The sequence below is a fragment of the Megasphaera vaginalis (ex Srinivasan et al. 2021) genome (assembly GCF_000478965.1).
Lineage (GTDB): Bacteria > Bacillota > Negativicutes > Veillonellales > Megasphaeraceae > Megasphaera > Megasphaera vaginalis.
In genome coordinates this window covers 1-23,933 of the sequence record NZ_AWXA01000032.1, presented here as the reverse complement: position 1 = coordinate 23,933, position 23,933 = coordinate 1, and the positions used below count along the sequence as shown (strand labels likewise).

Here is a 23,933-nt window from a genome sequence, read left to right as displayed (position 1 = left end):
AAGGTGGAATGAAGATGAACGGCATAGGTGCAACAAAGTTGCCGCAGGGGTTTCGTTCATCCGTTACGTACAGCGGGATGGACAGCAGGCTTAAGGTGGATACGGCCATGATTCGCAGCGAAAAGGAATGTTATCTTCTTCGTTCCGTCCATACGCGGATTTCCTGTACGATGACGAAAGTGCTTATCTGGCATCATGGGATTGCTTTGCCGCAGGGCCGCCGCGGCAGCGAGATTACCGGGCAGCTTTGTGCGGCGGCCGATGCTGCCGCCGGCGTGTATGGATCCGCTTTGCTTGCCAGCGGATCCGCCGCAGGGCACTTTCGGCCGTCCCGGCTTGTGGACAGTTTTCCTTCACTGGCTGCCGATCTGAACGATGACGGCGCGGAGGCGTTGGCCTCCGTATCGGCAGGAAAGATATTGACCGTCAGCGGCTGCGGATCTCACGTCATGGCCGTCGTTGCGGCGCCGACTGTTGCCGGCAAAGGGGTTGCGCTCTTTTTGACCGATACGGGCTTATCGGGCGAAGAGGCGGGAATTGTCTGGCGAAATTTGACAGATCGCTATGACTTTCACGATTATGATGCGGTTTTGATGGCTGTGGCTGCAGAGCGGCAGCCGCACTTGTTTGCTGCAGACGCCTTGGCGTTGGCGCTGGAATCGATGGGTGTGAAAAGATGCTGCAGAACGGCAAGTTAAAAGCCGGCGGCGGAGCGGGGGGAAGAACATGACAATGAGTACAGGTGGTTCGACAATAACAAATGCGGATAAAGCGGCGATTTTAACCGATGCCTTACCGTATATCAAGCGGTATAACGGGAAGATTATCGTCGTCAAGTACGGCGGCAATGCCATGACGAACGATCCGTTGAAACAATCGGTTATGGGGGATTTGGTGCTGTTGAGTCTGATCGGCGTCAAGGTCGTTCTCGTTCACGGCGGCGGCCCGCATATAAAAGAAACGCTCGACAAACTGGGAATAGAGTCGAAGTTTCTTGACGGTTTGCGCGTAACTGATGAAGAAACGATGAAAGTCGTACAAATGGTATTGGCCGGACAGGTCAATAAAGATCTGGTCAACCTTTTGGGACTGATGGGCGGTAAGGCAGTCGGCCTTTGCGGCCTGGATGATCAAATGATACAAGTCAAGAAGCAAAGCAACGAACTGGGACTGGTCGGAGAAATCACGCATATTGACGTATCCCTGATTAAGGATAACCTGGAAAAAGGGTACATTCCCGTCATTTCCACGATCGGTACCGATCTGAAAGGAAAAGCGTATAATATTAACGCCGATACGGCAGCTGCGGAAATCGCCGGTGCGTTGCACGCGGAATGCATGATTTCCATGACCAATATTGATGGTGTTCTTGCCGATCCGCATGACGCCTCCACCTTGCTCAAAGAAATCACATTGCAGCAGGCGGCGGAATTAAAGCGGGACGGCACGATTGCCGGCGGTATGATTCCGAAAGTGAAGTGCTGTACCGACGCCGTGCAGGCCGGCGTAAAACGTGTTTTCATCGTGAACGGCACGGTTCCTCATGCTATTTTGATCGAGCTGCTGACGGCAGAGGGGCTGGGGACGATGGTTGTTGAGCAGCATGTTGATGACGGGGAGGGAGCGCTATGATGATGCGGAACTATAAGGAATTGGATAAGGAATATATTGTTAATGTGTACAATCGTCTGGATGTCGTCCTGGATCACGGTAAAGGCGCCGTATTGTATGATACGGACGGCAAAGAATACATCGATCTGAGTGCCGGTATTGCCGTCAACGTTTTCGGTGTCTCCGACGATGCCTGGCAGGCGGCCGTTATTGCGCAGTTGCAGAAATTAAGTCATATTTCCAATGTGTTTTATACAGAGCCGCAGGTGCTGTTGGCGGAAAAACTCTGCCAGCGGACGGGAATGAAAAAGGTGTTCTTTTCCAATTCCGGCGCCGAATCCAATGAATGTGCCATTAAAGCGGCGCGGAAGTATTCGCATGATAAGTATGGCGACGGCAGGCATACGATCATTACGCTGAAAAACAGCTTTCACGGCAGAACGATGGCGACGTTGTCCGCTACCGGTCAGGATTCCCTGCATCAGGATTTCGGACCTTTTGTAGATGGTTTCGTTTATGCCGATGCCGACGATTTCAATTCCGTTAAAGCGCTGGCGGAGAAAAACGACGTCTGCGCCGTCATGATGGAGCTCGTTCAGGGAGAGGGCGGCGTCAGGGCCTTGGATCGGGATTTTGTCCAAGCTACGGCCGCTTACGCCAAGGCGCATGATATTTTACTGATTATCGATGAAGTACAGACCGGTAACGGCAGGACCGGCGCGCTGTATGCGTATATGAATTACGGTATCCAACCCGATATTGTATCTACGGCCAAGGCCCTCGGCGGCGGCTTGCCTTTGGGGGCGACACTGTTTGCCGCGTCGTGCGCCGCAACGCTTGACAGCCACAGTCACGGGTCCACGTTCGGCGGTAATCCGATCTGTGCCGCCGGCGCCTGCAATATTATTGACCGGATCGACGATGCGCTGTTGCAGGACGTAAAGGCGAAAGGCGCGTATATCAAGGAAGAACTGGCGCGTTGCAAGCATGTTCAGTTTGTTTCCGGCATGGGCATGATGATCGGCGTCAAGACGGACAAAGAGTTAACCCAACTCGTCAGCAACTGTATTGACGAAGGCCTTTTGGTATTGACGGCGAACGATTTGCTCCGGCTCCTGCCGCCGCTGAATATTCCTATGGACGTGTTGAAACGGGCTGTCGAGAAATTGAAGAAAATTATCGACGCGTAAATCAAAAGGAAAGGACAGGCAAGAGACTACTTGCCTGTCCTTTCCTTTTATGCGTTGCATCAGATCTTTGCTGCTGCGCCGGACTGTTTGCAGCGGCTTTTTATGCTGCACGGGAGTTGAAAATCGTTTCTCTGTGCAGTATGATCATACTATACTGGCGCGATTGCCTGCGCTATATACAGATCATCTGTAAAATAAAGGAGAGAATTGCGATGAAGGGAAAGCAGATAGGCTTATTCTGTTGTACCGTGGCGATGGCGGCAGTGTTGCTGGCCGGCTGCGGCACAACGGACGATGGCGCTAAAGCGTCGAAGCCGGGAGACGGTGCACAAACTGCTGTCGCCGATTTAGGCAAGAGTAAAGACGGCACGTATACGGCAGAAAGCTCCGCTGACGACAAGTTGGGTAAGACAGATGTGGCGATTACCGTGCGGAATCACAAGATTACCGGCGTTGTCGTTAAGGGGATAGATAGAGACGGTAAGATAAAAGATGAAACGTACGGTAAGAATTTAGGCGAAGATCGCTATAAACGGGCGCAAACAGCGTATCGGTCCATGAAAATGTATGGCGATGACCTCGTCAAAACGCAGTCTGTCGATGCCGTTGACGCTGTGGCTGGGGCGACCGTCTCGCATACGCAGTTTGTCGAAGCGGCGCGGAAAGCCTTAGTTGACGCACAGAAATAGAGGGGAAGATAGTGGCTAGCCGCGCTGCCGATTGCAGCGAGGGTCGGCGCTTGTTTTTGGCTTACTTTGCGCCGTTTTGCCGGACGGAAAAACGACACGCCGAACGTTGTTTAAACGTTCGGCGTGTCGTTTGTTTTCATAACGCTTTTTATCATAATAGTGATTGGATACGGTCCTTGATTTTTCGCGTAACATCAGGATTATTCATCGTATACACATGGATGCCGTCGACGTCGTTGGCCAGAAGGTCGGCAATTTGGTCGATGGCATAGGCGATGCCGATATCCTGCATGGCGGTCGGGTCGTCGCCGTACGCGTCGATGGCACGGCGGAATTTTTGCGGCAGCGATGCGCCGCAAAGTGCGATCATCCGTTCGATTTGACTCTTGCTTGTAACCGGCATGATGCCGGCTTCAATCGGCGCGGTTATACCGGCAGCGGCGGTTCGCTCGCGAAAGCGGTAGAAGATGGTATTATCAAAGAACAGTTGAGATAAAAATTTTCCGGCGCCGGCTGCTTCTTTTTCCTTCATATAATGAATGTCGTCGTCAAGGCTGGTAGCCTGAAGGTGCCCCTCCGGATAGCAGGCGGCGGCAATGTTGAATTCATCGCCTGTTTGTTCTTTGATGAAGCGGATCAGATCAATGGCGTGAGGAAAGACGGCGGCCGGTTCAAGTCCGGGAACGCTGTCGCCGCGGAGCGCCAGGAGATTGGTAATACGCCGTTGGCGATAATCATTGAGTACGGCAAGTACCTCTGCGGCGGTCAGGTTTAGGCAAGTCAGGTGGGGGACGGCGGTCAGCTTGCAGTCGGTTATGATTTTTTCTGCGACTTCCGCTGTTCGCGTTCCGCCTTGCCCGCTGGCACCGCAGGTGACGCTGATGAAATCGGGCTTTAATTCGCTCAGTTCACGCAGGACGGCGATCATCGGTTCAAGCGGCGAAGCCGCTTTGGGCGGGAAGACTTCAAGAGAAAATGTTTTTCTGTCAGGAAATGAGGGGCTGGCGGTCATAGGCTGTCTCCTTTATGATGAATTGAAACGACTGATTGTATGTACAGTATGAAAGAAAGACCGGAATTTTTCAAGAGAATTCCGGTCTTTCTGCGGCGCCTTAGAAACTCGGTAAAATGGCTCCCTGGTATTTGTCTTCAATGAATTTTTTCACTTCCGGAGACTGGAGCGCTTTGATCAATTTCTGGATTTCCGGCCGCGATTCATCGCCTGCGCGGATTGCCAGAATATTGGCGTACGGCGAATCCTTGGATTCCAGGAAAAGGGCGTCTTTCAGCGGATTCAAACCGGCTTCCATGGCGAAATTCGTATTGATAACGGCAATGTCGACATCGTCGAGGGAGCGGGGAACTTGTGCGGCTTCAAGTTCAAGGAATTGGAGATTTTTGTCGTTGCCGACGATATCTTGCACTGTAGACGCAATGTTGCCGCCGTCTTTCAAGGTAATCAATCCGGCGCTTTGCAGAATGAGGAGCGCGCGGCCGCCATTGGACGGGTCGTTAGGAATGGCCACCTTGCCGTCTTGCGGTACGTCTTTCAGATCCTTGATCTTATGGGAATACACGCCCATCGGTTCGACGTGGACTTTTCCGGCTGAGACGAGTTTTGTGCCGTGTTCGCTGTTGAATTTATCCATAAACGGCACGTGCTGATGGAACGTTGCATCAAGTTCGCCGTCGGCCAACGCCAGATTCGGTTTGACATAGTCCGTAAATTCAACGATTTTCAAATCGATGCCTTCTTTAGCCAGAAGCGGTTTGATTTCATTCAGGATTTCGCTGTGCGGTACCGGTGTGGCGCCGACGGTGATCGTCGTATTCTTCGTGCTTTCCGTACCGCCTGCCGGCGTGCTGCTGCCGCAGCCGCCTGCTAATACTGCCAACGACAGAAGTGCTGCCGTCGCTAATAAAGATAATTTTTTGAAATGGTTCATTTAACGGATTCCCCCTTTGGTAATGTATAGCGGAAGTCAATAAAAAAGCCTCTTTCCGAAAGAAGAAAGAGGGTACCGTTTCTTTATCTCTCGGAATTGCTTCCGCAGGAATTGGCACCGTATTACCGGTTGCCGGGCTTCATAGGGCCAGTCCCTCCGCCACTCTGGATAAAATGTATGAACTTGTTCGGTTGTCATTCTACTAGGAAAAGGAATCATTGTCAAGAAAGAGGATAGATTTTTTGCGGCAAAATTGTAGACGCGGAGAAATCCCTGTGCTATCCTGAAAAGACATGAATGATGAGGAGGAACGAATGATGGAAGTATTGCACGAGCCCTTTGTGAGAGACTGCATTCATATGGCGGAAGAAGCGAATCAGCGCGGCTGGCATGAACGAAACGGCGGTAATCTCAGCTATCGTTTAACGGCGGCGGAAGCGGCTGCTTGCCGTGCGGGCTTCGGTACGAAACGGAACTGGCTGCCTTTGACGATGCCGCTTCCGGTATTGGGCGGCGATTTCTTTCTTCTTACAGGCAGCGGCAAATACATGAGCAAGGTTGCTGCCGCTCCGGAAGAGTGTCTCGGCATTATTGAGCTGGCAGCCGACGGCGGCAGCTATGCCGTCCGTTGGGGGCTGGAAAAGGGCGGTAACGTGACCAGTGAGCTGCCGACGCACCTTCGGACACAGGCTTTGAAGAAGAGACGGGATGCAAGTCGCAACCGCATTGTTTACCATGCGCATCCGGCAAATCTGATCGCCTTGACGTTCGTCGTTCCCATTGACGATGCCGCCATTACGAGGGAACTGTGGGAAGCGGATATTGAAAATCCCCTCGTTTTTCCCGAAGGTATCGGTATCGTACCTTGGATGGTGCCCGGCAGCGAAGCGGTGGCGACGGCGACGTTGGCGAAAATGGAGCGATATCGGGCTGTCATCTGGGCGCATCACGGCACCTTCGTTTGCGGTGACGATTTTGATGACGCTTTCGGATTAATGGATTCGCTGGAAAAAGCGGCGTCCATTTGTGTGAAAATCCGCGCTATGGGCGGCAAACGGCAGGCGATGACGAATCAGAACTTGTCGGATCTGGCGGCGGCCTTCGGCCTGCTTCTACACGAAGGCGCATTGCGGCTAGGGGAAGAGACGTCAAAAGGGAAGACGTAAGGGCCGTGCTTTTTCCGCCGTTTTTGCGCGGAACAACTATGATGGTGTGCCGACGGCATTTGCAGGCATGTTTTGCCGTACAAAAAGATGCCCGTCCGTTGCTTGACAAGAACAGAGTGTGCAGTATATAATACTGTCCAAACATAAATACCAGATCGATGAACGAAACGAGTATATCCGAGTGGGGCAGTTACAGCGAGCTGATGGCAGTGGAAGTTCAGCACGGACCGGCGGGTAGAATGGATTCGGGAGATGCGGCCTGAACGATGTTTCCAGTAGGGTGCGCCGGTGTAGTTCCATCGCTATCAAAGAACCTTGTATCGCTTAGGCCGTACAAGTGAGCCGGGCATGGAACATGCCAATTGGGGTGGCACCGCGGAATGACAACCTTTCGTCCCTTTTTTGAGGGACGAAAGGTTTTTTTGTATGCAAAAGGGGAGAAAAACGCGATGTTGGAAATGAGAGATGTAAGTTTTTCCTATGACAATACGGCAACCGTGTTGGAGCATATTGATCTGCAAATCGGTACCGGGGAGTTCATCGGACTCGGAGGGCGGAACGGCTGCGGCAAGACAACGGTAACGCGTCTTCTCATGGGACTGGAAAAGCCGACAACAGGAAAAATCTGCTTGGACGGCAAAGATATTACGGCTGCCGATGCGGCGCAGCGCAGCCGTTACATGGGGTATGTCTTCCAACGGCCGGAGCGGCAAATGTTTCGCGCTACCGTAGCCGCCGAAGTAGCTTACGGGCCTCAGCAGCTGGGGTTGCGGGGTGAGGCGGTGCGGAAGGCGGTTGCCGCCGCTCTGGCGGCAACAAATCTGACGACTCTGGCCGAGGCGTATCCGCCGAATCTGAATCGCGGTGAAAAGCAGCGGGTAGCCATTGCGTCGGCGCTCGCCATGAAAACGAACTATATTATCCTTGATGAACCGACGAGCGGGCAGGACAGCGCCGACAAGGACCGGCTCATGCAGTTGTTGACGGCATTAAACCGGCAGGGGATTACGATCCTCCTGATCACGCATGATATGGACATATTGGCGGCATACTGTCACCGCGTCCTGGTTATCGGCAGGAAAACCAAGGTTTTTGACGGTACGCCGGAAGAATTGTTTACGCGGCGTGACGATCTGTATGATTTGGGCCTGGCCAGGCCGGAAGCGGTAACGCTTTCGCTGGCCGTGCCGGGCATGCCCTACTGTGCGACGATGGATGCCTTTAAGGACGCATTGCTGAAGCGATTGGGAGGGGAAAAAGCATATTGAAAAAATTGGTACCTTTGACGAAATTAACGGGGACGCTGGCCTTTTCATTCTGGGCTTTAGTCCTGTATCAGCCGCTGCCGCTGGTCATTCTGGTGCTCGTTGAAGTGGCGATATTGGCGAGCTGCGGTACCTTCGGCCGTAATGGCAAAGCATTGTTCAGTCTTTGTATCTTTGCCGTGTTTCTCGGTCTCGTGCAGCTTCTTGGCGGCGGTTCCGTTACCTCCGCGTACGTTACGGGGCTGCGCATGCTGGCGATGACCGTCGTCTTTATTATCTTGTTGACAACGACGCGCTTGCAGGATCTGACGGCGGCGCTGGTCAAGCAGATCAGAATCCCCTATGAATATGCTTTTATGTTTACGGCCGCGCTGCGTTTCGTGCCCGATTTCATTGCCGAAAGCAAGGCGGTGCAGGAGGCGCAGGCCTGTCGCGGCTTATCTACCAAGGGGAATATTTTTAAAAAGTTGAAAAACTATATGTCCGTCATTCAGCCGCTCATGCTGAAATCGCTGGGGCGGTCGGAAACGATGGCGCTCAGTTTGGAACTGCGGGCGTTTGGCAGCAGTGAACACAGCTTTGTGGCCAATGTCAAGCCGAAGGGAACCGACCGGTTGTTGATTCTTGGCATGATCGTCATCAGCATTATATTGGTATACAGCCGCATCAACGGCCTTATGGCGTAAGGGGGGAAGCACAGTGAAAAAGGTAGAGAATATTGCTGCTTTGGAATTTCATCACCGGCAGGGAGGGCAATTTCGCTGGATCACGATCACGACCTTGATGCTGGCCATCGGCACGATCCTTCATCTCGTATCTCCCAGTGTGGCCGGCATTACGCCGAACTGGACGATCGCAACGTATTGCGTTGCCATTTGCCTGACCAAGCCGTCATACAAACAGGCCGTCGGCATCGGCCTTGTTGCCGCGCTCGTCAATGTCCTGACCTCGAAATCGGGATTTCCTTACGGCAATCTGATCAGTGAACCGATAGGGGCGGTGGCTTGTGCCGTTGTTGTCAAAAATTTTTCGTTCATTAAATTTAAGGGCCATTCCTGTCTGCCTGTGCTGACCGGGTTCATTGCCACCTGTCTCAGCGGCGGCGCTTTTGTCACGATACTGAAATTCGTCATGAACCTGCCGACTGTCGTATATCTCACGGGGATGCTTCCGCTAGTGGCTGTTATCGGTCTTCTAAATGCTGTCGTCACGCCGCTTATGTACTTTCCGGCGTTGCGGCTGTTCGTTTCCCGCGGTTATTTGGATTCTCTTGAAGAGCGGACGGTCACGTCCGATCACAGCGAGTATGACTTGCAGCCCGCTTCGGATGCCTTGCTGTCTGTTGAACATTTGACGTATATTTATAATAAGCGGAAGAAGCCTGTGCTGCAGGACGTGAGCCTGACAGTACAAAAAGGCGACTTTCTCGTCCTTACCGGGGAGAGCGGCAGCGGCAAAAGTTCGCTCTGCATGGCCCTTACCGGCGCAATACCGCACTATTTCGGCGGTGTCATGAAAGGGATGGTCTATGTAAAAGGAAAGGCGACGACACAGACGACGATTTCCGAATTGGCAGGCAGCGTTGGCACGATGCTTGACGATTATGACAGCCAGCTCGTTTCCATGACTGTCGAGGAAGAAATTGCCTTCAGTCTGGAGAATAAAGGGGAAGCGCCGGAAAAAATCGAAGCGGCTATTACGGAATCGCTGGCTAAAGTGGGACTCAGTGATTATCGCAAGCGCCTGCTGACGAATCTTTCCGGCGGTCAGCGGCAGCGTCTCGTTATTGCCGGCGTGTTGGCGACGAATCCGGAAATACTCATCTTTGATGAACCGACGTCGGCGTTGGATCCGGAAGGAACGCATGCTTTCTATGAACTGATCCACGATTTGAACGCAACGTACGGGCATACGGTCATCGTCGTCGAGCATACGTTGGAAGCGGTTTTGCCGTATGCCAATCGATTGGCTCTTCTGCACGAAGGAAAGCTTCTTTGTGACGGCGATTTGGAAACGACCTTGCGGTACATGTATGAGCACGACGTTTATAAACGTGCGATTCCCCAAGTCTTTGCCTGTCAGCTTGATCTGGAAAAGGCCGGTTATCGGATGCCGTCTACCTGGCTTTCTACGGAAGCGGCGCTGCAGGATCTGAAACAGTATGCATAGTTTTTGGGCAGGGGGCCGTACGGCAGTCCTGCCTTTTTGCGCAAAAGAGAGGGAGAGGAATGGATCTTCTATGTCTTGGCGACAGTCTGACCTACGGCTATCCCGGGGTACCGGCTGACAGTTGGCCGGCTCTGGTTGCACGGCATTTGGGTCTGACTGTCGTCAACCGCGGTGTCTGCGGCGAAACGACGCAGGATATTCGACTGCGACTTCCGGCTGCATTGGCGGAACTGCCTGGCGCCGTTTTTCTGATGGGCGGCTCCAACGATGTGTTGCAGGATATTGCTTTGACAGAGACAGAAAAACATATGCTGGCCATGATAGACATGGTGCAGGCCAGGGCATTGCCGCTTATCGTCGGGATTCCGCCGCTGACTTTGGCGGAAAGCGTTTACTTCGGCTGGCAAGCGCCGGCAGCCGTTGCGGCTCATCAGGCGGCGCTGACTGCATATGGTCGGTGGATCAAAGAAGAAGGCGGCAGACGGGGCTTGGGAATCGTTGATTTTGCCGCCGTGTTAGCAGGCAGCAAGGGATTGTACGCCGATGGTGTGCATCCCAATCAACGGGGATATGCAGCCTTTGCGGCGGCCGCCATTCCCGTTATTGCCGACCTCACAAGAAGAGAAAAGGGACGTCGGCAGCGTTCTGACCGCGTTAACCATTGCGTTGAATAATCTGCGGCCATGACTGTCGGCTGCTGCCGTCGGCAGTCTGTTTACTGGTTTGACGATGGAAACAGTATTATATATAATATGTTCAATAACTAAGTAAAGTTTACTGATCTGTAAAGGAGCGTTTGACCTATGAATATTATTGATGAATTGGCTTGGCGCGGCGCGGTCAACCAGATGAGCGACGAAGAAGGGTTACGGCAATTGACGGAGGAAAAAAGCGTTTCACTGTATTGCGGTGTTGACCCGACCGGCGACAGCATGCATATCGGTCACTTGATTCCTTTTATGATGCTGAAGCGGTTTCAGCTGGCCGGTCATCATCCGTATATCGTCTTAGGTGTCGGGACAGGGGCGATCGGCGATCCCAGCGGCAGAAAGACGGAACGGCAGCTGCAGAGCTTGGAAAAGATTCAAGCAAACGGCGAAAAATTGAAGGCCCAGTTCATTCATCTGTTCGGCGAAGATTCCAATATATCTATCGTCAATAACTACGACTGGCTCTCGAAAATCGATCTCCTCGGTTTTCTGCGCGATTACGGCAAACTTTTCAGCGTCAATGTCATGCTCTCGAAGGAAGTCGTAGCCAGCCGTTTGGAAGCGGGTATCTCCTTTACGGAATTCACCTATCAGATCTTGCAGTCCGTCGACTTTGATCATCTCTTTACGGCCAATGATGTACAGCTGCAGATCGGCGGCGCCGATCAGTGGGGCAATATTACGGCCGGTATCGATATGATCCGCCGCATTCACGGGCCGGAAGCCAAGGCCTTTGCCTTGACGATCCCGCTGATGCTGAAAGCGGACGGCACGAAATTCGGCAAGACGGCAGGCGGAGCGATTTGGCTCGACCCGGAAAAGACGTCACCCTTCGAATTTTATCAATTCTGGCTGAACCAGGATGACGCCGACGTTGTGAAATACTTGAAATACTTTACCTTCCTGTCGAAAGAAGAAATCGACAGCTTGGCGGCGGCCGTTGAAAAGGAACCGGAAAAGCGGTTGGCGCAGCGCCGCCTGGCGGAAGAGGTAACGACCTTCGTTCACAGTGCGGCAGCGCTGAAAGAAGCGCAGCATATTACGGAAGCGCTCTACCACGGCAGCATTGCCGATCTGTCTTGCGGCGAACTGGAACAGGCCTTCGGCAAGATGCCGACTGTCACTGTCAGTGCCGATGAAAAGAACGTTGTCGACTGGCTTGTCGATTCAGCCATTTGTAAATCGAAACGACAGGCCCGCGAAGATGTGCAGAATGGGGCGATTACGATTAACGGCAACAAAATCACGTCCCTTGACGAAATCGTCGTGCCTCATAAGAATTCGGGCGGCAAATTCGTTATCGTTCGCAAAGGAAAGAAAAACTATACGTTGGCACGAATTGAATAAAAAGTCAAGTACAATCGCATAAAATATTGTTGACGGAGCATAAATGCTGTGCTATAATAACTCATTGCAGAATGTCCAGTAGAGTGTGCATATACAGGGAGGAAGCACTTCCGTCAAGAAAAAATTAAGCAAGGTTCACGTTTTGACAGAGCCTTGCTTTTTTGTCGCTTTATGTCTGCAGTTGTCACACTGTATGATGGTTTATATTTATAAGGGGTGAAGTAACAGCATGTTCAAACCTGTGCAAGTAGGGAAACGGACTCGATACACGTACGCCAAGATCAACGAAGTCTTGAAGATGCCGCATTTGTTGGATTTGCAGATCAAATCTTACGAATGGTTCCTGGAAAAGGGACTGAAGGATATTTTTAAGGATATCTCACCGATTGAAGATGCGTCTGGTAACTTGTCGTTGTCCTTTGAAGACTTCAAATTGGGCGAACCGAAATATGACATTCGTGAGTGTAAAGCACGGGATACGACATATTCGGCACCGCTGCGCGTCCAAATTCGCCTGGTGAATCATGAAACGGGCGAAATTAAGGAACAAGAAGTGTTCATGGGCGATTTCCCGCTGATTACCGATACGGGCACGTTTATCATCAACGGCGCCGAACGTGTTATCGTCAGTCAGCTTGTCCGCTCGCCAGGTGTTTATTACGGCCGTGAAATAGACCCCATGGGTATCCGGCTTTACAGTTCCACGATTATTCCGAATCGCGGTGCCTGGATCGAATTGGAAACCGATGCCAATGATATCGTTTATGCCCGTATCGACAGGAACCGCAAGATTCCGGCGACCGTATTGATCCGCGCTCTGGGCTGGGGAACGAATGCCGATATATTGGATCTCTTTTACGATGATAAGCGGCTCATGGCGACGTTTGAGAAGGATACGACAGAGTCGCAGGATGAAGCTTTAGTGGAAATTTATAAAAAACTGCGTCCCGGAGAACCGCCGACGGTGGAAAGCGCGCGTAACCTCTTCGAAGGTCTTTTCTTCGATGCCCGCCGTTATGACATGGCCCGTGTCGGGCGCTATAAGGCCGGCAAGAAACTCGGCTGGGAACGCCGCCTGTTCGGCCTGACCTTGCATGAACCGATCGTCAATGCCGAAACCGGCGAGGTGATTGTCGATGCTCATACGGAAATCGGCGCCGCCGAAGTACAGAAAATTAAAGATAGCGGCGTTTTTTCCGGTGACGGCTTAGTTGCCGCTTTCGTTGAAAAACAGGACGGATCGACGTATAAAATTATTTGCAACAACAGTAATTTGCCTTACGGACATCGGACGATTACCCGTGAAGATATTATCGCCAATATTGATTATCTGCTGAATTTAATGGACGGATTCGGTAACGTCGACGACATTGATCATTTAGGAAATCGTCGTCTTCGCTGCGTCGGTGAATTGTTGCAGAACCAGTTCCGCATCGGTTTGACGCGAATGGAACGCGTTGTCCGCGAACGCATGACCGTGCAGGACACGGAAGCTATTACGCCGCAGGTACTGATCAATATCCGTCCCGTCGTCGCCGCGATCAAGGAGTTTTTCGGATCCAGCCAGCTGTCGCAGTTTATGGACCAGACCAATCCCTTGGCGGAATTGACCCATAAGCGCCGTCTCAGCGCGCTCGGGCCCGGCGGCTTATCGCGTGAACGTGCTGGCTTCGAAGTCCGTGACGTGCATCATTCGCACTACGGTCGCATGTGCCCTGTAGAAACGCCGGAAGGCCCCAATATCGGTCTGATTTCTTCTCTGGCCTGCTTTGGCAAGGTCAATGAGTTCGGCTTTATTGAAGCGCCGTACCGCCGTGTCGACAAAGAGACGCATGTGGTCACGAATGACGTGCATTACATCACGGCCGATGAAGAAGAACAATATATTATTGCGCAGGCCAACGAACCGCTGACGGAGGACGGCCTTTTTGCCAACGAACGCGTTGCCTGCCGTCACGGTGAAGCAGTTTTGGAAGTACGTCGCGATCATGTCGATTTTATGGACGTATCGCCGAAAGAAGTCGTGTCCGTCGGTACGTCGATGATTCCGTTCCTGGAAAACGATGACGCCAACCGTGCGCTCATGGGCGCGAACATGCAGCGGCAGGCTGTGCCGTTGCTGCGCACGCAGGCGCCCCTTGTCGGTACCGGTATGGAATATAAGGCGGCTTGCGATTCAGGGGTCTGCATTCTGGCTAAACATGCCGGTGTCATCAGCCGTGTTACGGCCGATGAGATTGTCGTTACTGCCGATACCGGCGAACGCGATACGTACAAGCTGATCAAATTCATGCGTTCCAACCAGAGCACGTGTATTAATCAGCATCCGTTGGTCTATAAAGGGGAACGCGTTGAAGCCGGTCAGGTCCTTGCCGACGGCATGGCGACTGATGGCGGCGAATTGGCGCTCGGTTATAACATTCTCGTCGCGTATATGCCTTGGGAAGGGTATAATTATGAAGATGCCGTTCTGCTCAGTGAATATTTGCCGAAAAATGACTTGTATACGTCCATTCATATTGAAGAATACGAATGTGATGCCCGCGATACCAAATTAGGCGCCGAAGAAATTACCCGCGAAATTCCGAATGTCAGTGAAGACAGCACAAAAAATCTTGACGAACAGGGGATCATCATGATCGGTGCCGATGTGTACCCCGGTGATGTTCTCGTCGGAAAGGTAACGCCGAAAGGGGAGACGGAACTGACACCGGAAGAACGGCTTTTGCGGGCCATTTTCGGTGATAAGGAACGGGAAGTCCGCGACACGTCGCTCCGTGTGCCGCACGGTGAATCGGGCAAGATCGTCGACGTTCGCGTCTTTTCTCGTGAAAACAACGACGAACTGCCGCCGGGAGTTAATCACCTGGTCCGCGTCTACATTGCACAGAAGCGGAAGATTCATGAAGGTGACAAAATGTCGGGCCGCCATGGCAATAAAGGCGTTGTATCCCGTGTTATGCGGCAAGAAGACATGCCGTTTTTGCCGGACGGCACACCGGTTCAGATCGTCTTGAACCCTTTGGGCGTACCGTCTCGTATGAATATCGGGCAGATCCTGGAGACTCATCTGGGATGGGCTATGCACGAAATCGGCCTGCAGATCATGAACCCCGATGAAAAGCTTCGGGAAGAATTGAAAAAACGACTCGGCGCGGCCGGCTATGACTTCGACACCTACGGTATGCCGCAGCCGGATCAGGCAGGGATTCACATTGCCACGCCTGTATTTGACGGCGCCAGTGCGGAAGATGTCTTTGAAGCGCTGCGCATTGCCAGCCTTCCTGATGACGGTAAATCCGTGCTTTATGACGGCCGCACGGGAGAACCGATGGATCGTCGCGTTACCGTCGGCTACACGTACTTCCTGAAGCTGCATCATCTTGTCGACGATAAGATCCACGCCCGTTCGACAGGTCCGTACTCCCTGGTCACGCAGCAGCCCCTTGGGGGCAAGGCGCAATTCGGCGGCCAGCGTTTCGGGGAAATGGAAGTTTGGGCGCTGGAAGCGTACGGCGCAGCGTATACATTACAGGAAATGTTGACCGTGAAATCTGACGATGTTGTCGGTCGTGTCAAGGCCTATGAAAAGATTGTTAAAGGTGAAAATATACCGGAACCTGGCGTCCCTGAATCCTTTAAGGTCCTCCTTAAAGAATTGCAGGCCATCGGCTTGGATGTGCAAATTCTTAATGAAGACAGTGAAGAAGTCGTTATTAAGGAATTGGACGATGAAGACGATATGGAACCGGAACAGAATGATGACCTGCGTCATGTCATGGAAGGGGATGTCAGTGTCGATCCGATGGCTGCCGGCATCGGAGAAACTGCCGATGAAGAGGCGGAACCGATCAATAACGGCGGCGAAGATGATTTGATCGCCATGAACTACGATGATATCACTGCTGACGGAACCGGTGAGAATGAAGATGACTAAGTGCAGGAATTGAGAAGGGAGCGGTATTAGTGCTGGATGTGAATGAATTTGATTCCATGCGAATCGGTCTGGCTTCGCCGGAGAAAATTCTGGAATGGTCGCACGGAGAGGTAAAGAAACCGGAAACGATCAATTACCGTACGTTGAAACCGGAACGGGACGGTCTCTTTTGTGAACGTATCTTCGGGCCAACTAAAGACTGGGAATGCCATTGCGGTAAATATAAACGCATTCGCTATAAAGGTGTCGTCTGTGATCGTTGCGGCGTTGAAGTTACCCGCGCCAAAGTTCGCCGCGAACGGATGGGACACATTCAGTTGGCAACGCCTGTTTCGCATATTTGGTATTTTAAGGGCATTCCGAGCCGTATGGGGCTGATCTTGGATATTTCGCCCCGGTCCTTGGAAAAAGTACTCTATTTTGCTTCGTACGTCGTTCTTGACCCTGGCGATACGCCGTTGGCAAAGAAGCAGCTGCTGACGGAAACGGAGTATCGTCAATATCTCGATATGTATGGCGAAAAATTCCGTGTCGGCATGGGCGCCGCAGCCGTAAAAGAGTTGTTGCAGGAACTCGATTTGGAAGAACTGAACAAAGAGCTGCGCGAAGAATTGCGTGATTCATCGGGCCAACGCCGTGTACGCGCTATTCGGCGTTTGGAAGTCGTCGAAGCGTTCCGGCATTCCGGCAATAAGCCGGAGTGGATGGTTATGGATGTGATTCCCGTCATTCCTCCTGAACTTCGTCCGATGGTGCAGCTCGACGGCGGGCGTTTTGCGACGTCCGACCTGAATGATTTATACCGCCGTGTCATCAATCGCAACAATCGCTTGAACCGTCTTTTGGAACTGGGAGCGCCGGATATCATCGTGCGCAATGAAAAGAGAATGCTTCAAGAAGCCGTTGACGCTTTGATCGATAACGGCCGTCGCGGCCGCCCCGTTACGGGCCCCGGCAACAGAGCCTTGAAGTCCTTGTCGGATATGCTCAAAGGGAAGCAGGGCCGTTTCCGTCAGAACTTACTGGGAAAACGTGTCGACTATTCAGGCCGTTCCGTTATCGTTGTCGGGCCGGAATTGAAAATGCACCAGTGCGGCTTGCCGAAGGAAATGGCATTGGAACTGTTCAAACCTTTTGTCATGAAAAAACTGGTGGAAAAGGGTTTGGCTACAAATATCAAGAATGCCAAAAAGAAAGTAGAACGCGTAACGAATGAAGTTTGGGATGTATTGGAAGGCGTTATCAAAGAGCATCCGGTTCTGCTGAATCGTGCGCCGACGTTGCATCGACTGGGGATCCAGGCTTTTGAACCGATTCTCTGGGAAGGACGCGCCATTAAACTCCACCCGTTGGTTTGTACGGCGTACAATGCCGACTTTGACGGCGACCAAATGGCGTGCCATTTGCCGCTTTCTGTTGAAGCGCAGTCCGAAGCGCGGACGTTGATGCTTTCGGCGCACAATATCCTTGCTCCGAAAGACGGCAAACCGGTTGCCGTACCGACGCAGGATATGGTTCTCGGCGCCTATTATTTGACGCTGGTCAAGCCCGGCGCCGTCGGTGAAGGAAAACTCTTTGCCAACTATGATGAAGTCATGTTGGCTTATGATGCCAAGGCTATCGATATTGAAGCGTTGATCAAGGTGCGCATTCCCGAGCACGGGCTGATTGAAACGACGGCCGGCCGCCTGCTGTACAATTATCAGCTGTATAAGGAACTTCGCCTCTATCACACGGATCAGGTTATGGTGTTCTCCGATCCGGCGGATACGCTGTTTGCTTACGAAAATAATCTGATTACGTCGGATCATTTGATTAAGATCAAAAACGAAGACGGCCGTGTCCTTGATTACGGCTTTGCCGAACTTAAGGAAACGTTCGGCGTCGATCTTCTCGCAACGCGTCCGTTGCCGCCCCGTAAGGTTGACAGCGCGGCTGTCGCGGCTTTTAAAGAGGGCAAAGAATATGTCGCCGTCGATTGCCTCGGCGTCTTAATGAATAAAAAGCAGATCGGTAAGCTTGTCGATGCCTGTTTCCATCTCGTCGGCAACACGGATACGGCAGAACTGCTCGACCGCATTAAGAATATCGGCTATCACTATGCACGACAGGCCGGCATGTCCATTGCCATTTCGGATATTCAAGTGCCGTCCGAAAAGAAGGCGATTCTTGACACGGCCGATGCGCAGGTACAAAATGTCAATAAAATGTTTATGCGCGGCCTGATTACGGAAGACGAACGGTATCGTAAGACCATTTCCCTCTGGGAAAAGGCAACTGATGACGTTACGGAAGCCATGATGGATAATATGGATTCCTTTAATTCAATCTTTATGATGGCCGATTCCGGTGCCCGCGGTAATAAACAGCAGATTCGTCAGGTTGCCGGCATGCGAGGCCTGATGGCCGACCCGTCCGGTCGTATTATCGATCTGCCGATCAAAGCGAATTTCCGCGAAGGGCTGTCCGTATTGGATTACTTTACATCCAGTCACGGCGCGCGCAAGGGGTTGGCCGATACGGCTCTGCGTACGGCGGACTCCGGTTACTTGACACGGCGTCTGGTCGACGTGTCGCAAGACGTCATTGTGCGTGAAGACGATTGTGACGTGTTCGGACTTGATCTGGTTCGGGAACGGGCGCGCTTGGCCGGCTCCTGCCGCCAGGCGGTGGCGCTTTTGCGAGAAAAATTGATCGGCCGTGTCCTGGCCAGAGAGGTTGTCGATCCGGAGACGGGAGAAACCATTTTTCCGCTGGAACACATCCTGACAACAGATGATATGGACACGATCGTGGCGCATAAGATACCGAAGCTTTCGTTGCGAGGCAGTCAGATGGATATCAATGACGACATGAATCATACGAACGTCATTGAAAATGTCATGCTCGGCGCGCCGGAAGAAAGCATTCGCGCTTCGTTGCGTCAGGCAATGGTGGAAAACATGCTGGCCAAAACGGTCGAAAAGGCCGTTATCGATACTCGCGGCATCGAAATCTGCCCTGCAGGTACGCCGCTTACGGAAGATGCTATTGAACGAATCCTTTCCAGCGATGTGGCGGAGGTAAAAGTCCGCAATAATGATATTCGCGGCGTTGAAGTGACGGCTATCGTTGAAGGAGACGGCGTTATCGAACCGCTTGAAGATCGGATTATCGGTCGTACGGCGGCGGAAACGCTGGTTAACTCCGATACGGGGGAAATCATCGTCCCCATTAATGAAGAGATTATGGAAGATGCCGCTAAAGAAGTGGTCAAATATTATGATAAAGTGCGGATTCGTTCCGTGCTCACCTGTCACAGCCGCTACGGCGTTTGCGCCAAGTGTTATGGCCGCGATCTCGGTACGGGCGGTAAGGTCAACGTCGGCGAATCGGTCGGTATCATCGCTGCCCAGTCCATCGGTGAACCGGGTACACAGCTGACGATGCGTACTTTTCATACAGGCGGCGTCGCTTCAGCCGGCGATATTACACAAGGTCTGCCTCGTGTCGAAGAACTGTTTGAAGCGCGTAAGCCGAAGGGCAATGCCATCGTTACGGAAATCGACGGCGTCGTTTCCATTACGGACAAAGAAGACCATCAGGACATTCATATTGTTCACGTCATGGGAAAAGACGGTGACGAACGGAGTTACACAATTCCTTACGGTTCGCACATCGTTGTTCGCGAAGGCGACGTCATCGAGAAAGGCAGCCGTATTACGGCCGGATCCATCAATCCCCATGACATCCTTCGGATCCAGGGAGTGGAAGCGACGCAACGGTACTTGGTATATGAAGTACAGAAGGTATATAAGTCACAAGGCGTTGAGATCAACGATAAGCATATCGAAGTTATTGTGCGGCAAATGCTGCGCAAGATAAAGATTGAAGATGCCGGTGATTCCGATGTGTTGCCAGGCGACTATGTTGATGTCAATACATATGAAGATGCGAACCGCCGCATCAAAAACGCCGACGGCAAGCCGGCGTTGGGCAAAGCGATACTCTTGGGGATCACGAAGGCCGCATTGGCTACGGAATCGTTCCTTTCGGCGGCATCTTTCCAGGAAACGACGCGGGTTCTTACCGACGCGGCCATTAAAGGCAAGGTCGATCCGCTTCTCGGCTTGAAAGAAAACGTTATTATCGGGAAACTGATTCCTGCCGGTACCGGCATGAGCCGTTATCGCAAGGTCAAAGTAGTCAAACCGATTCCTCTTATTTCTTATGAACCTGAAGCGGGAACGGAAGAAATCTCTGAAGCAATGGAAAGTGTTGAATAAAGCGCTTTCGTTCTAAGAAACACCTCGGATGTCAATCGGCATTCGAGGTGTTTTTTATATCAATATATCCATTTTAAGAAACGCATGGACAGGCCGCCACAGTCGGGCGCGCCTTATAGAAGAAAGGATAAGATACGCAGGGAACCGTGTAATCATGAATATGATGGGCATGCAGTTTTTTTTGGAAATCAATTGACATATATGGGGCGGAATGCTAAAATGACTAAGTGTCGCAGTGTGTTCTCTGCGCCCAAATTACAGCGTAAGGAGTGATGTTTCGTGAGCCTGGACTTAAAAGCTGCGGCGAAGACGATCGGCGCCAAGCAGACTTTCAAAGCGATGAAGCGAAACGAAGTTACGCAGTTGTATCTGGCAAGCGACAGTGACCCCAACGTGATCTCGCCGCTTGAGAGCTATGCTGCAGAAGTCGGTATAGCCGTCGATAAATCGTATACGATGGAGGAACTCGGTGCGGCTTGCCGCATCAAGGTCAAGGCCGCCGCCGTCGGTTTATTGAAATAATTTCGGTAATATCATCTGTTCAGGGCCGGGCCCTGTTGATGATTACATTATAAATCTAATTGTTTGGAGAGGAGGTGCCCATATGCCAACAATCAGCCAATTGGTACGTAAAGGCCGTCAGGATTCCGTCTGCAAATCGACAGCGCCGGCTTTAAAAAACTGCCCGCAAAAACGCGGTGTCTGCACTCGTGTGTATACTGCCACACCGAAGAAGCCTAACTCTGCGCTGCGTAAAGTAGCTCGTGTACGCCTGACAAACGCTATCGAAGTGACTGCTTATATTCCCGGCATTGGTCACAATTTACAGGAACACAGTGTTGTTTTAATTCGTGGTGGTCGTGTCAAGGACCTTCCTGGTGTTCGTTATCATATCGTTCGCGGTGCTTTGGATACAGCCGGCGTTTCAGATCGTCGGCAGTCCCGTTCGAAGTACGGCGCCAAGAAAGCAAAATAAGATTTGCTTATGAACGATGAATTTGATGACCTGCATTTAAGGAGGAATTAGACATGCCAAGAAAAGGCCCTGTGCCGAAGCGCGATGTGCTGCCGGATCCGGTGTATCACTCGAAACTGGTTACGCGCTTCATTAATAAAGTAATGTTGGACGGTAAGAAAGGCGTTGCCGAAACGATCGTATACGACGCATTCGACATCATCCGTTCCAAAATGAACAAAGATCCCATGGAAGTTTTTGAACAGGCATTAAATAATGTTATGCCCGTATTGGAAGTGCGTGCCCGTCGTGTCGGCGGCGCAAACTACCAGGTTCCCGTTGAAGTGCGCGCCGACCGCCGTTTGTCTCTCGGTATCCGTTGGACCGTAGGCTATGCCCGTAAGCGCGGTGAACGCACGATGAAAGAAAAACTTGCCGCTGAATTGATGGACGCTTTCAACAATACAGGCGCTGCTATCAAGAAAAAAGAAGATACGCATAAGATGGCTGAAGCTAATAAAGCGTTTGCTCATTATCGTTGGTAATAGCTAATTATTAATAATTGAGGAGTGGAAATTATCGTGGCAAGAGAGTTTTCCTTGGAAAAAACGAGAAATATCGGTATTATGGCTCACATTGATGCCGGTAAAACCACGACGACAGAACGTATCCTTTTCTATACCGGACGTGTACATAAGATCGGTGAGGTTCATGACGGCGCCGCGACGATGGACTGGATGGCGCAGGAACAGGAACGCGGTATCACGATCACTTCGGCCGCGACAACGGCACAGTGGAAGGAACACCGTATCAATATCATCGATACGCCGGGGCACGTTGACTTTACTGTTGAAGTTGAACGTTCACTTCGCGTACTCGACGGATCTGTTGCCGTTTTCTCTGCAAAAGGCGGGGTAGAGCCGCAGTCTGAAACCGTATGGCGCCAGGCTGAACATTATAAGGTTCCCCGTATCGCTTTCATCAATAAAATGGACACGACAGGCGCTGACTTTTTGAACTGCGTGGAAATGATGAAAGACAGACTGCAGGCCAATGCCGTTGCAATCCAGCTGCCGATTGGTTCTGAAGCCGAATTTACCGGCATCATCGACCTGTTGACGATGAAAGCTGAAGTATATGGTGATGATCTCGGCAAACAAATTGATGTTGTTGAAATTCCCGATGACATGAAAGAAAAGGCTGAAGAATATCATCAGATCATGTTGGAAGCGGTTTGTGACACTGATGAAGAACTCATGATGAAATATCTTGAAGGCGAAGAAATCACGGTCGACGAACTGAAGAAGGCTATTCGTAAAGCCGTCGTATCAAATGCCATGTTCCCTGTTCTTTGCGGTTCCGCTTACAAGAACAAAGGAATTCAGATGCTCCTTGACGCTGTTGTCGACTATATGCCGTCGCCTCTTGATATTCCTCCCGTTTCCGGTACAAATCCGGATTCCGGTGAAGAAGATCACCGTAAAGCCGACGATAAAGAACCGTTTTCGGCTTTGGCCTTTAAGATCATGGCGGACCCCTTTGTCGGTAAGCTTGCTTTCTTCCGGATCTATTCCGGTACGCTGGAAGCCGGCACTTATGTGTACAATTCGACGAAGGGCAAAAAAGAACGTATCGGCCGTATCCTGCGCATGCACGCCAATCACCGTGAAGAAGTCGAAATCTCCTATACCGGTGATATCGGTGCTATTGTCGGGTTAAAAGACACGACGACTGGGGATACGCTTTGCGATGAAAAAAATCCGATTATCCTTGAAAAAATGGAATTCCCCGATCCGGTTATTTCTGTTGCCGTTGAGCCGAAAACGAAGGCTGACCAGGAAAAAATGGGTATCGCCTTATCCCGATTGGCTGAAGAAGATCCGACGTTCAAAGTCAAGACGGATGCCGAAACGGGTCAGACCATTATCTCCGGCATGGGCGAACTCCATTTGGATATTATCGTCGATCGCATGGCGCGCGAGTTCAAAGTAGATTGCAATGTCGGCAAGCCGCAGGTTGCTTATCGTGAAACGATTCGCAAGGAAGTCAAGGCTCGCGGCTTCTTCAAACGGCAATCCGGCGGCCGCGGTCAGTACGGTGACTGCTGGCTTGAATTGATTCCGCAGGAACAGGGCAAAGGGTACGAGTTTGAAAATAAAGTCGTCGGCGGCGCCATTCCTAAAGAATATATCAGCTCCGTTGAAGCCGGTGTTCGCGAAGCCATGGAAACGGGCGTCTTGTCCGGCTTCCCCATGGTGGATATTAAAGTCATCGTTTACGACGGCTCTTATCACGAAGTTGACTCATCGGAAATGGCCTTTAAGATCGCCGGCTCCATGGGCTTTAAAGAAGGTGCCCGAAAAGGGGAACCGGTTCTTCTCGAACCGTATACGAAGGTTGAAGTTGTCGTTCCTGAAGATTACATGGGCGACGTCATCGGCGATTTGAACTCCCGCCGCGGTCGGGTGGAAGGTATGGAAATGCGTTCCGGAGCAGAACATATCAACGCCTTCGTGCCGTTGGCTGAAATGTTCGGCTATGCAACGGATTTGCGTTCCCGCACGCAAGGCCGTGGTGTTTACACAATGACATTCGACCACTACGAAGAAGTTCCTAAAAATGTGGCTGAAAAAGTCATCAGTGATAAAGGCTAATAATTTTATTACATTATTGGAGGAATTTT

18 protein-coding genes and 1 riboswitch are annotated in these 23,933 nt (G+C 51.6%); of the genes, 16 read left to right on the top strand and 2 right to left on the bottom strand.

Annotated elements, in window-relative coordinates; genetic code table 11:
• Positions 1-14: 14 nt before the first annotated feature.
• From HMPREF1250_RS05505 to HMPREF1250_RS05490, 4 genes are all read left to right on the top strand, one after another.
• Positions 15-698: a hypothetical protein gene (locus HMPREF1250_RS05505; protein WP_023053656.1), complete on the top strand. Its 684-nt coding sequence runs from the start codon at positions 15-17 to the stop codon at positions 696-698.
• Between the two features lie 28 nt (positions 699-726).
• Positions 727-1,632, top strand: a complete 906-nt coding sequence (gene argB, locus HMPREF1250_RS05500; protein ID WP_231391291.1) for an acetylglutamate kinase — start codon at positions 727-729, stop codon at positions 1,630-1,632.
• Complete coding sequence (locus HMPREF1250_RS05495; protein WP_036242807.1) at positions 1,632-2,801, top strand: acetylornithine/succinylornithine family transaminase; 1,170 nt, start codon at positions 1,632-1,634, stop codon at positions 2,799-2,801. Before argB ends, HMPREF1250_RS05495 begins: the two co-directional genes overlap by 1 nt.
• Positions 2,802-3,013: 212 nt before the next feature.
• Entirely contained in the window at positions 3,014-3,490 is a 477-nt protein-coding gene (locus HMPREF1250_RS05490; RefSeq protein ID WP_023053633.1) for an FMN-binding protein, read from the top strand.
• A gap of 151 nt (positions 3,491-3,641) precedes the next feature.
• On the opposite strand, the gene metF is transcribed toward HMPREF1250_RS05490, so the two are convergent.
• Positions 3,642-4,502: a methylenetetrahydrofolate reductase [NAD(P)H] gene (gene metF, locus HMPREF1250_RS05485; protein ID WP_023053639.1), complete on the bottom strand. Its 861-nt coding sequence runs from the start codon at positions 4,500-4,502 to the stop codon at positions 3,642-3,644.
• A gap of 100 nt (positions 4,503-4,602) precedes the next feature.
• Positions 4,603-5,436, bottom strand: coding sequence for a MetQ/NlpA family ABC transporter substrate-binding protein (locus tag HMPREF1250_RS05480; protein ID WP_023053652.1), 834 nt, complete (start codon positions 5,434-5,436; stop codon positions 4,603-4,605).
• Positions 5,437-5,516: 80 nt separating this feature from the next.
• Positions 5,517-5,611: riboswitch (SAM riboswitch) on the bottom strand.
• Between the two features lie 139 nt (positions 5,612-5,750).
• Here HMPREF1250_RS05480 and rhaD point away from each other — a divergent pair.
• The 12 genes from rhaD to fusA all read left to right on the top strand — a co-directional run bounded on the left by rhaD (position 5,751) and on the right by fusA (position 23,904).
• Entirely contained in the window at positions 5,751-6,602 is an 852-nt protein-coding gene (gene rhaD, locus HMPREF1250_RS05475) for a rhamnulose-1-phosphate aldolase (protein ID WP_023053655.1), read from the top strand.
• A gap of 449 nt (positions 6,603-7,051) precedes the next feature.
• Positions 7,052-7,870, top strand: coding sequence for an energy-coupling factor ABC transporter ATP-binding protein (locus HMPREF1250_RS05470; RefSeq protein WP_023053643.1), 819 nt, complete (start codon positions 7,052-7,054; stop codon positions 7,868-7,870).
• Complete coding sequence (locus HMPREF1250_RS05465) at positions 7,867-8,553, top strand: energy-coupling factor transporter transmembrane component T (protein ID WP_023053634.1); 687 nt, start codon at positions 7,867-7,869, stop codon at positions 8,551-8,553. Before HMPREF1250_RS05470 ends, HMPREF1250_RS05465 begins: the two co-directional genes overlap by 4 nt.
• Before the next feature lie 13 nt (positions 8,554-8,566).
• Positions 8,567-10,036: a tryptophan transporter gene (locus HMPREF1250_RS05460; RefSeq protein WP_023053649.1), complete on the top strand. Its 1,470-nt coding sequence runs from the start codon at positions 8,567-8,569 to the stop codon at positions 10,034-10,036.
• Between the two features lie 59 nt (positions 10,037-10,095).
• Positions 10,096-10,710: a GDSL-type esterase/lipase family protein gene (locus tag HMPREF1250_RS05455; protein WP_023053644.1), complete on the top strand. Its 615-nt coding sequence runs from the start codon at positions 10,096-10,098 to the stop codon at positions 10,708-10,710.
• Positions 10,711-10,839: 129 nt separating this feature from the next.
• The gene (gene tyrS / locus HMPREF1250_RS05450) at positions 10,840-12,093 is read left to right on the top strand and encodes a tyrosine--tRNA ligase (protein ID WP_023053654.1); all 1,254 of its coding nucleotides are present in this window, start codon (positions 10,840-10,842) and stop codon (positions 12,091-12,093) included.
• Positions 12,094-12,322: 229 nt separating this feature from the next.
• The gene (gene rpoB / locus HMPREF1250_RS05445; protein ID WP_023053635.1) at positions 12,323-16,030 is read left to right on the top strand and encodes a DNA-directed RNA polymerase subunit beta; all 3,708 of its coding nucleotides are present in this window, start codon (positions 12,323-12,325) and stop codon (positions 16,028-16,030) included.
• Between the two features lie 29 nt (positions 16,031-16,059).
• Complete coding sequence (gene rpoC / locus HMPREF1250_RS05440) at positions 16,060-20,295, top strand: DNA-directed RNA polymerase subunit beta' (protein WP_023053642.1); 4,236 nt, start codon at positions 16,060-16,062, stop codon at positions 20,293-20,295.
• Positions 20,296-20,574: 279 nt separating this feature from the next.
• Entirely contained in the window at positions 20,575-20,817 is a 243-nt protein-coding gene (locus tag HMPREF1250_RS05435; RefSeq protein ID WP_023053651.1) for a ribosomal L7Ae/L30e/S12e/Gadd45 family protein, read from the top strand.
• A gap of 82 nt (positions 20,818-20,899) precedes the next feature.
• Entirely contained in the window at positions 20,900-21,271 is a 372-nt protein-coding gene (gene rpsL / locus HMPREF1250_RS05430) for a 30S ribosomal protein S12 (protein ID WP_023053658.1), read from the top strand.
• Between the two features lie 53 nt (positions 21,272-21,324).
• Positions 21,325-21,795 (top strand): 30S ribosomal protein S7, encoded by a 471-nt coding sequence (rpsG, locus tag HMPREF1250_RS05425; RefSeq protein ID WP_023053645.1) that lies wholly within the window; start codon positions 21,325-21,327, stop codon positions 21,793-21,795.
• 36 nt (positions 21,796-21,831) lie between these two features.
• Positions 21,832-23,904 carry an elongation factor G gene (gene fusA / locus HMPREF1250_RS05420; RefSeq protein ID WP_023053641.1) on the top strand — a complete coding sequence of 691 codons (2,073 nt, stop codon included), beginning with the start codon at positions 21,832-21,834 and terminating at the stop codon, positions 23,902-23,904.
• The last annotated feature ends 29 nt before the right edge of the window (positions 23,905-23,933 follow it).

Coding starts and splice junctions, on each gene's coding strand:
- metF (WP_023053639.1), bottom strand. CDS start 4,502: ATGACCGCCAGCCCCTCATTTCCTGACAGAAAAACATTTTCTCTTGAA.
- rpsG (WP_023053645.1), top strand. CDS start 21,325: ATGCCAAGAAAAGGCCCTGTGCCGAAGCGCGATGTGCTGCCGGATCCG.
- rhaD (WP_023053655.1), top strand. CDS start 5,751: ATGATGGAAGTATTGCACGAGCCCTTTGTGAGAGACTGCATTCATATG.
- HMPREF1250_RS05455 (WP_023053644.1), top strand. CDS start 10,096: ATGGATCTTCTATGTCTTGGCGACAGTCTGACCTACGGCTATCCCGGG.
- HMPREF1250_RS05505 (WP_023053656.1), top strand. CDS start 15: ATGAACGGCATAGGTGCAACAAAGTTGCCGCAGGGGTTTCGTTCATCC.
- HMPREF1250_RS05495 (WP_036242807.1), top strand. CDS start 1,632: ATGATGCGGAACTATAAGGAATTGGATAAGGAATATATTGTTAATGTG.
- tyrS (WP_023053654.1), top strand. CDS start 10,840: ATGAATATTATTGATGAATTGGCTTGGCGCGGCGCGGTCAACCAGATG.
- rpsL (WP_023053658.1), top strand. CDS start 20,900: ATGCCAACAATCAGCCAATTGGTACGTAAAGGCCGTCAGGATTCCGTC.
- HMPREF1250_RS05490 (WP_023053633.1), top strand. CDS start 3,014: ATGAAGGGAAAGCAGATAGGCTTATTCTGTTGTACCGTGGCGATGGCG.
- HMPREF1250_RS05470 (WP_023053643.1), top strand. CDS start 7,052: ATGTTGGAAATGAGAGATGTAAGTTTTTCCTATGACAATACGGCAACC.
- rpoB (WP_023053635.1), top strand. CDS start 12,323: ATGTTCAAACCTGTGCAAGTAGGGAAACGGACTCGATACACGTACGCC.
- argB (WP_231391291.1), top strand. CDS start 727: ATGACAATGAGTACAGGTGGTTCGACAATAACAAATGCGGATAAAGCG.
- HMPREF1250_RS05480 (WP_023053652.1), bottom strand. CDS start 5,436: ATGAACCATTTCAAAAAATTATCTTTATTAGCGACGGCAGCACTTCTG.